The sequence below is a fragment of the Lysinibacillus sp. BF-4 genome, from assembly GCF_000743635.1.
In the GTDB taxonomy this organism is placed as follows: Bacteria; Bacillota; Bacilli; order Bacillales_A; family Planococcaceae; genus Metalysinibacillus; species Metalysinibacillus saudimassiliensis.
In genome coordinates this window covers 22,939-32,757 of record NZ_JPUW01000031.1, presented here as the reverse complement: position 1 = coordinate 32,757, position 9,819 = coordinate 22,939, and the positions used below count along the sequence as shown (strand labels likewise).

Sequence of the window (9,819 nt, the reverse complement as noted above, 5' to 3'; positions counted from 1 at the left end):
AAATACCGTCGTGAGTTTACGAAGGGGGTTATCACCACCTTTCCATGTGTCATATCAGTTTTTGCAGCAGGCAAAATGATAGACCAACTACTGGCGTGAGTTACCGTAAAGAACTGTCACGAGTTGGGCATAGGATTGCCTTGCCGTTCACATACCACCGCATTAAAGGTGCTAAGGCATATTCACTACGGTCAATCAAAAATAATTCCATCGTAAAGGCTGTTCCTTCAGGAACATAGGTAAAACTCCATGTAGTAAGTGGACTACTAAGTGAAGTCAGTAATGTCAGTGGAAAGATAGTATCATCAATCTCCTCGGCGTAAAGCTGTAAGCATTCATACCCAATCATTCGTTCATCCACCGCATCATAACCAAGGTCTTCAAGTCCTGTTAAGAAGTAATCAAGCATGTAATAGCCCTCGCTCTCGTAATGACGTATAACGATCACCTTCACCAATAATAATATGGTCGATAACTTGAATACCGACATACTCTCCAACGTGATGTAAGCGGTGGGTTACTTCGATATCCTCTGGGCTCGGTTCTGGGTTACCGGAAGGATGATTATGAAATACCATAATACTTGCGGCATTAGCTAAGATGGCAGGCTTAAATACTTCACGAGGATGGACGACACTCGCATTTAAACTTCCGATATGTGCGATGTTAATATGCGTCGGTTGATTCTTAACATTTAAACAAAGTACGACAAAGTGTTCACGATCCACATCACCTAGAAATTCTCGACAAAGATCTGCCCCGTCACGTGGATTACGAATCGTACGGTTGGCATAATAAAGACTCGCTTCTTTGACTAACTTTACTGAAACAATCGCCACACGTTTACGAGGTTGTGATATAAACTCCTCTTTGACACCGATAGGTAATTGAAGTTGTTGCGTAGGTTGAATGGTAGTATACATAAAAAGCCCTCCTTCATATTTTTTAGGCAACATAAAAGCGCCCATTCCCTATAAGAGAATGAGCGCTATACGTTACCGATAGTTAATTGGCTTCATGATTATAATATATGCTTAAATTTTTTATTGTTACGATTCCTATTCGGCAACCTCTTCATACAGGAAGACTTTGATGCCTTCTTCTGTTTCGACAGGCATTACTTTCACTTGTTTACCTTCTTTTTCAAACGTCATAAAGTCAGGTTTGGCATCTAATACTACATCCCAACCGTCTTCTTTATACTGTTTTTCATAACTTTCTAAAAAGGTCTTATAGTCGCCTTCTTTTACCACATACGTTTGGTTCGGTTGCGTAGTATCAATTTTATCGCCTGTTTGTTCACTTTCGAGCTTCATATTTTCTTGAACAGGTGGTTTCACCTCTACCACTTCTTTACTTTGACAAGCGCCAAGGAGTAGCGCTGCACTGAGCAAGCCTACCATACCTAATTTATATTTCTTATGCTGTTTCATTTGTGTTCTTCCCCTCATCTAAAAAATATTACGATAGCTTTAGTATACCATTTGCTGCTATCGCACTACTAGCAAGAGCTCTAAACAATAAAGCACTCGCTATTCAAAGAAGCCCTTCGCAAGATTTCTCTTACGAAAGGCTTCCTATTTTAACTCAGTATCACATCACGCTATGCATTTTTATGAATTGTAGCCTGCTAAGCACCTACTATTATTGATATTACAAGTACTTTCTATTAGTAATCAATATAGCCTTTACGACCTGACGCCCAATCTCGTTTTACCTCTTCATATAATCTTTTCACATAAGCCTCATCTTGAGCGGCATTCGGACCAACATAGTCATTCCCTGCATCATATGTTTCATAACGAGAATGCAAATCCTCTATATTTTCCGCACCGACTACTCCTTCTGAAATATAGATTCTACCATCCTTCGTGATTCGTATTTGATTATCACAAGAATCATCAGCGGAAGCGATCAGCTTTTGAAATTCCTTCAATGTTAATGTTTGCATCGAATAGCTTAGCATTCATAACCCCTCCTTCATTCTATGAATTTCCAGATAATTATAGCCAGAAGGAAAGCATTAGGGATTATCCCCAATGCTCCTTATCTTACGAGTTCAAGAAGATTCATTTCTTCTCATCGTACTGAATTGTGTGAGTGCCAGGCACACGACATTTTAACTAGAAACTACGTTTGTTTGAACATCAGATTCTAATACTGTACCAGTTGATTTCACTTTTACAGACCAAGTGCCTTTTGATATTGATATTTTACCATCTGCATCAGCCCATGCATCATCCCATTTTGTACCATTGTATGAAATTAGATATGCGGTACCTGGAATTCCACCGAATGCTGATGCTATGTTACCAGTTAGACTTGGCTTAGTTGCTTTTGTAATATCTATTGTTTGTATTGCACCTTCTTCGGTGTTCGATGAAGCTTTCACACGAACTTTGATATCATCTGTATCATTGATTGAAGCTACTGGAAGAGCTGGGTCATTAGTTTCTACAGGTATCCAGTTTGAACCGCCATCTAGGCTGTACTCCATTGCTGTAGTTGCCCCCATTAACTTACCTGCATTTGCATTTGCCCCATCAAATGAGAATATTGTTGCTGGAGCTGCTGGAGTTGTTGCCTTCGTAATCACCCCAGTAGTCACTACTGTATTCGTAGGAGCTGCATATTTAGCTGCATCTGCTCCATCTAGTGTATATACAACAGTGATTGTTTTCCCTGTTCCCACGTTAGCATTATCATATGTCGCTACCGCAGATACCGTCACGCTATCCCCAGGTACTATTCCTACCAAAGTTCCAGCTGTTACTGCTGCTGTTGTAGTTCCATTATACACTTTCGTTGTTGTTAAGCTTGGTTCTGTAATTGTTAATCCAATAATGCTATTCTCGCCTTATACGCCTAAACGATTTATAACGAGCCTTCACCATGCAGGCGGCTTTCACCGCACACGGCGATCCGTCAGCAGTTTGTTTTTCTAATCAATCAACCTTAAGTAGATATTACGCATTGCGTAAAAATACCTAGGCGAGAGCTAAAAATAGTGACCAACCATAATTACATGATTGGTCCTATTAATTTTGATTTGTATATGACGTTACTTTTTGGGGAAATAAGTCATATAAGAAATTTACCACTGACTGGGTTCCTTCGCTCCTGCTAGTTTTCTCCTTCTCACATGTTACCATGCAAGTCCAATCGGCTAGCGATCGACACTACTACAAACCCGCTGCCATCTCATACACTTCACTGGTTCTATCCAACCTCTTTGCATGAGACTTCAAACGTTCCGTTAGATTGCTCCCTTGTTTTAATGACCTTAGGCTCCCACTATCCTACGAATGAAGCATCTGTTTAACAGTTCCTAAATTGTACAGATTCCCTCATTATTATCGAAAATAATCGGCATATGAATGAACTCCTAGCTTCGCTTTTACACATTCATACGTACCATTCGCAGCTTACATGGATTCGTCTTCCTAGCCATAGCCATTTTTTATGGAGCCCCGCATTGGGCTTGCACCAATTACGACTTCACCTGACTTCGCCCCTTTGTGATGATAGATTCACGCACTGGACGCAGGAGGATTAGGCTCATGAGCTGTTGAAACTGTTGCTCATGCATTAGATTTCCCTAATGAATGCAATCTAACAGTTAGAAAAAGCCTTGTGAGACTTTCTATCAATTAAGATATAAGTTTCACAAGGCTAAGTTCCACTCATTTCACTAGCAAGCTAGCTTATAGAGTAACGTTTCGTTTCTTTTTATTAAAGAGTAGTGAATGTAACTGTTACTGTTGCTGAATCTACTGCATTTGTTACAGTTCCACCACTTGTATTTGTAAATGAGTTTTCTAATAAGCCTGTTAAAGTATATCCTGTAGCAGGTGTAAGTGTTACTGTTGCTGTGTAAACTTGACCTGATTGGAATTTACCATCTCCATCTAGAGTACCTGTCCAGTTAACAGTACCTGTGTAACCTGTTCCTGTAATAGATGAAGTTACTGGTGCTTCACCAATTACTGGTGCTGTTAAGCCAAGTTCTGCCCCAACAATTGCAATTGCAGTAATATCAGCCGTTGCTGTATCGTTTGCTAGTGTATAGTTTCCAGCTTGTGCTCCTGCAAGTGTATATGCAACCGCTACCGTTTTACCTGCTCCAACGTTTGCATCTGCAAATGTACCAGTAGCTGATACAGTTACTGTGTCAGAACCTACAACACCTGTAAGTGCTCCTGCTGTTACTGTCGCTGTAGTTGTTCCATCATACTCTTTACTAGCTACTGCTGGTACTGCAATCGTTAATGCCTTTGCAGTAATTTCACCAGTAGTTAATAAAGTTGGTGCTGGTGCAGAATATTTACCTGCATCTGCTCCACTTAAAGTATAAGATACTGTAATCGTTTTACCATTTCCAACATCAGCATTATCATATGTTGCTGTTGCATTTACTGTTACTATATCTCCTTCAGCAACACCCGTAAGTTCACCTGCTGCTACAGTTGCTACAGTATTTGCACCATCATATACCTTTGTTGCATTAAATGTTGGTGCTGCAATTGTTAATCCGCTATTCTCATCTTCCCACATTTCTTTCACTGTGGCGTATAATGAGCCTTCACCGTACGGGCGACTTTCATCGCATACGGCGATCCGTCAGCTCTTCACTGACTGGGTTTCTTCGCTCCGGCTAGTTTTCCCCTTCTCACTTGTTACCAAGTAAGTCCAAACGGCTAGCCATCTTCACTACTACAAACCCGCTGCCATTCTTTATACTTCAATGGGGCGACCATCCCTCTTTATAAAGAATTTCAAACGTTCCATTAAGATGTTCCCTTGTTTTGATTCCCTTAGATTCCCACTTTGCATTCTAGAAGAACGACCGTTTTAACAGTCAATTATCTCAATCGCCTCGTAAGTATCCTTCTTACGGGACTTGTACAAAACCCCTAGCGTAGCTTCTTATCGTACAAGCTTGCTTCTAGTGCTTTATATAATGGGTTCGTTGTCCTAATCATAGAAACCTTTTAAGGAGCTCCGCCTTGGGTCTACCCAAGTACGACTTTACCTGACTTCACCCCTTCGACCTAGTCGGGTCTCACTGGATGCAGGAGGATCAAGCTCATGTGATGTGACTGTTTCACACAGGTTGGAATTGCACCAACCAATCCATCTCAATAGTTATTATCTGATATTTCTGAATCAAATAACACACTTTTCATCAAATACCTACTATTTCATTTTGTGTAATTATCTTACACTTATAGGTATAAGGTTACCCTCCTAGCTCTCACTAGGAAGGCTTCCTTCATTACGACTTATAGTGTAACGTTTCGTTTATTTTTCTTAAGGAGTTTTTGTTACTGCGATTGTGTACGTCTTAACTGTAACACCATCTTCTGCAGTAACTTGAACAGTGATCGTATTAACCCCTGTTGTTAATGCTGAAGCTGTGTACGCATTGTTAGCACCTGGAGAAACAATAATTGTTTGACCAACAGCGTTTTTAGCTGTTACTTTCACAGTTGCTTTTGGTGAAGCTACTGCTGTGAATTTATAATCTGAAACATCTGCTGCAATTGTTGCAGCTACAGGAGTTCCTACTGCTGCTGCTGCATTATTTACAGTTAAAGCAGCTAATTCACTTAAGTTACCAGATACACGTTTAATAATTACTGTGTACTCTTTTGTTACTTTTTTGTCCGGAGATACAACTGTAACTACTAATGTGTTATCACCAACTAATAAATCAGTTGCAGAAGTAATAACTTTACCATTTAGTTTATACGTTACAGTTTGATCTGCATGACCTTTAGAAACTAAAGGAGTAACTGTTCCTGGTAAATGTGCAACTGGCACAGTGTAAGATGTAGTTTCTGGATCAAAGTTTTTAATTTCAGTTGCTCCATTGTCAAGTGAAATTGCTGCTACAGAAGCTAAACCTGTTGCGCCAGTTTTCGCTTTATCTACTTCAATTGTTACTGTATTAGATACATTAGTATCTTCTGAAGTTACAGTTACTTTTAATTCACCTTTACCTTCAGCAACGTTTGCAATTGTGTAAGTTCCTTGAGCATTTTTAGTTAAAGTTACAGGTGTTGAAACTGAACCTGTACCATCTGCATCATAAGTTACAACTACAGCAGCTTGTGCATCCGCAGGAGTTGCTGTGAAGTTTAATGATGATACATCATTAGTTAAAACTAATGAACCATCAGCTGTTACAGCACCAGATGTTACTGTAGCAAGTGCATTATGAGTTAATGTACCTTTATCAGAAGCTAATGTTACGCCTGCTTCTTTACCTAAAGTCTCACCTTGACGAGTTACTTTGAACGTGTAAGTTTTAGTTGCAACACCATTTGGAGCTGTTACTTTAACTTGAATTGTGTTCTCGCCTACATTTAATACACCTGTACCAGAAGCATTTACTTTTGTACCATTTACAGTTACTTCTGCTTTAGCACCAGATGCTACTGTTGGAGTTACTGTAATTGTGTTTGTTGCATTAGCAACTTTAGTTGGAACTGTATAGCTTTCTACTGTGTTATTCCAGTTTGTTAGTGTAATTGCTCCACCAGCATTTAAAGCAATTCCAGATAATAATGCACTATCAGATGCAGTTGCAGCTACACGAGTCACTGTTAATGTGTAATCTTTAGCAGTTCCTGCATTTTCAGGTTGTACAGAAATAGTTACAGTATTATCACCTTCAGCTAAACCTTTGATAGTATATGAAGAACCACTTTGAACTACTTCTAATTTATTAGTACCTGTTGTACCTTTAATCGCTTTAACAGTTACAACAGCTTTAGAATCTTTTGCAGTTGGTGTGATTGTTAAATCTTGTACACTATTTAATACAGTTGTAGTATAGGCAGTTGTTGCTTCTGCAAATGTTTCATTTAATGTAGCACCATTTACAGTTAAGCCCGATAATGTATCAACTGAGCTTGCTGATGCGCTTGCACGGTTAACTTTAATTGTGTACGTACGAGAGTTAATTTGGTTTTCCGCAGTTACTTTAACAGTAATTACGTTTTCACCAACTTTTAGGTCCACATTCTCTGTACCTGAAGTTACTTTACCATTAACAGTAACTGTTGAGCCAGAAGGTGCACCAGCTGGAGTAATTGCAATTGTTCCTGTTCCATTAGTTACATTGAATGCGTAATCTGTTTTAGTTGATGCAAAATCAGTAATTTGAGTTAATCCAGTGAAACCAGTTAATGAAGCTAAATCGCTAGCAGTAGCATTAGCGCGTGTTACTTTTAATACGTAATCTTGAGCTGCACCACCATTTTCCGGTTTAACAGAAATTGTAATATCATTTGTTACAGGAGTTGATGCACCTTTTTCTTTTAATCCTGTAATTTTATATGCTGAACCAATTTTTTCTACTTTTAAGCCAGAGCCAGATGCTACAGTCACATCTACAAGGGCTTTAGAATTAGTAGCAACTGGTGTAATAACGATTTCTTGAGTAGCATTTTTAACTGAAGCAGTTAAGCTTGAAGCATTATCGTTAGTATCAGCTTTAAATCCGCCACCAAGTGTACCTTCACTTAATGTTAAGCTGTTTAAAGTATTTACAGCACTTGCATTTTCAGAAGCACGAGTTACTTCGATTGTGTAAACTTTTTCAGTTTTATTATCTGGAGCAACTACTTTAATTTCAACTGTATTTTTGCCTACAACTAAATCAATTGATTTTGTTGAAGCAGAAGTGTACTTTTCACCATTAACGTATAACGTAGCATTTGCTTGTGTTGCAGTTAATTCTAATTTTGTAGAATCGTTTGGCACTACAGCAGTATAAGCAGTTTTAGTTTTATCAAATGAAGTTGGAATAAAGTTTGCTACTCCAGAAGTACCATCTGCTTTTTTAGTAGCAGCTGTTAATGCAGTTAAAAATGCATCATCTGTAGCGTTAGCTGCAGCTTTGACAACTGATAAATCATAAGTTTCAACAGACGAGTTGTCTGGAGCGATTACTTTTACTTCAACATAAGTTGTTGTAACACCTGATGTAGAAGATAATTTAACTGTGTTTTCTACACCATTAGTTAAAATAACTGGATTTCCAGCTACTGCTGTACCTGAAGCATTTGTATCTTTTACTGTTAATTGAATAACAGCACCTTCCGCTGCTTGAGGAGTTAATTTTAACTCGTTAGTATCACTTGTAACATTTACTGTATATGATTTAATTGCAGATTTAAAATCAGCAGACCAAATACCTGTATCAGTAGTTAAAGAACCTAACTTTGCATCGCTTGATTTAACAACGAAAGTTTTTCCTTCAACTGTCCACGTACCTGGTGTTAAATCTCCAGCTACTGCGAATGGGAATGTCGCTGAAGTAGCGCCTTCAGCAATGTTTTGAGCAACTACTTCTACAGTTTTACCTGTAGGATCTGTTACTTCAATAGTAGCACCGTTAATAGCTTGTGGTAACTTTTCAAATGTTACTGTTACACCAGTGTTGTTAATCGCACTTACAGATTCAACTGCAATTGTTTCTTCGCTATTCTCTACTTATATTAGATACTATCATTTATCGCAATCCGCTAATTAATGGAAGGCTATAACCAAAAAATTTTGGCTAGTATCTAACTTTCGTTTAGAGCCTACACCGTACGTGCGACTTTCACCGCATACGGCGTGTCATCAGTTTACTAAATGCTACCTTAATTAAGTTTCTTTATGCTCGCGACAATACACCTACATAACGCACAAAAAAATATACTTATGGTAGCTCTTTACAAGTTATTTTGGGGAAATAATTGTAATAGCATATACACTGACTAGGTCCCTTCGCTCCCGATTGTTTTACCCTCTCCTTACATTACTGTAAGGGTACATGCGGCAATCGATCTTCACTACTACGAACCTGCTGCCATCCTTTACACCTCGCTGGCTCTAACAAGCCTCCGCATAAAGAACTTCAAACGTTCCATCATTTATATCCTTTTGTTAATAACCTTAGGCTCCCACTCTCCACTATAAGGACATTACCGTTTAACAGTCTTAATTGTTCGGTGATGCTACGCTACTATTTAAAGTAGTGTGATATATGTTGAACTCCTAGCAATACGCAACATATACTCGCTTATAATGCTTCTACATGGATTCGTTATCCTAGCCATAGTTATTTTTTGGAGCCCCGCCTCGATTTCTTTACGGACGTTCGAGTACGACTTCACCTGACTTTACCCCTCAGCATTGTTAGACGCTTCCTGGATACAGGAGGATTAGGCACACGGTTTTTTAGACTGTTGACCGTGACTCAGACTTGCACTGAGTATTTCTAAATGATAGTTAGAAGCATATGATGCTTCCTTTCATTTCCTTAGCATTACTTTGGCTTATGCCGCTAAGTTATAGAAAAACGTTTCGTTTACCTTTTCTTCAGGAGTTTCGTCTGCAACAATTTGGCCATCTTCATTTACTTTACCTGGTAAAACATTTTCAGGAGTAACAGCCGTTGCTTTTTCAGAAAGTTGCTCTAAAGCTTTGTCATTATCTAAAGAGTTAGATAAAAATGCATCTGTATATTGTTCAACCGTATAAGTTTTCTCATCATTTAATGTGATAAATTTAACTTTTGGTTCTTTACCAGCTAGGAATAAATCAATATATTCTTTTTGAGTAATCTCAATTAATTTTCCGTCTTGTTCAACTACAACTTTTTCTACTGATGCTGCAGCTGCTGGTGCTTCTGCTGAAGCTACTGGAACTAATGCAGATGATGCGAATACTGCTGCTAAAGCTGCCGTTGATAGCGTTTTAAATGGTTTAGTCATTAGATTTTCCACCTTTATTATTGTTTTTTAATAAAAAAAGGGGATTTCA

Annotated in this window: 8 protein-coding genes; all 8 read right to left on the bottom strand. The window is 38.6% G+C overall.

The genetic code is table 11. The features are described 5' to 3' along the window. Positions 1 to 100: 100 nt before the first annotated feature. Positions 101 to 409 (bottom strand): hypothetical protein, encoded by a 309-nt coding sequence (locus tag CH76_RS10090; protein WP_036145681.1) that lies wholly within the window; start codon positions 407 to 409, stop codon positions 101 to 103. Next, complete coding sequence (locus CH76_RS10085; RefSeq protein WP_081892686.1) at positions 402 to 923, bottom strand: RadC family protein; 522 nt, start codon at positions 921 to 923, stop codon at positions 402 to 404. Before CH76_RS10085 ends, CH76_RS10090 begins: the two co-directional genes overlap by 8 nt. A gap of 135 nt (positions 924 to 1,058) precedes the next feature. Then, on the bottom strand, positions 1,059 to 1,433 hold the full coding sequence (locus CH76_RS10080) for a hypothetical protein (RefSeq protein ID WP_036145678.1): 375 nt from the start codon (positions 1,431 to 1,433) through the stop codon (positions 1,059 to 1,061). 236 nt (positions 1,434 to 1,669) lie between these two features. Beyond that, entirely contained in the window at positions 1,670 to 1,966 is a 297-nt protein-coding gene (locus tag CH76_RS10075; protein WP_036145676.1) for a hypothetical protein, read from the bottom strand. Positions 1,967 to 2,119: 153 nt separating this feature from the next. After that, on the bottom strand, positions 2,120 to 2,830 hold the full coding sequence (locus tag CH76_RS10070; RefSeq protein WP_255344107.1) for a YDG domain-containing protein: 711 nt from the start codon (positions 2,828 to 2,830) through the stop codon (positions 2,120 to 2,122). Positions 2,831 to 3,732: 902 nt separating this feature from the next. Continuing rightward, positions 3,733 to 4,554 (bottom strand): YDG domain-containing protein, encoded by an 822-nt coding sequence (locus CH76_RS10065; protein ID WP_235190386.1) that lies wholly within the window; start codon positions 4,552 to 4,554, stop codon positions 3,733 to 3,735. Between the two features lie 756 nt (positions 4,555 to 5,310). Continuing rightward, positions 5,311 to 8,202, bottom strand: coding sequence for a beta strand repeat-containing protein (locus CH76_RS10060; protein ID WP_369792389.1), 2,892 nt, complete (start codon positions 8,200 to 8,202; stop codon positions 5,311 to 5,313). Positions 8,203 to 9,332: 1,130 nt separating this feature from the next. Beyond that, complete coding sequence (locus CH76_RS10055; protein ID WP_036145666.1) at positions 9,333 to 9,770, bottom strand: hypothetical protein; 438 nt, start codon at positions 9,768 to 9,770, stop codon at positions 9,333 to 9,335. Between the last annotated feature and the right edge of the window lie 49 nt (positions 9,771 to 9,819).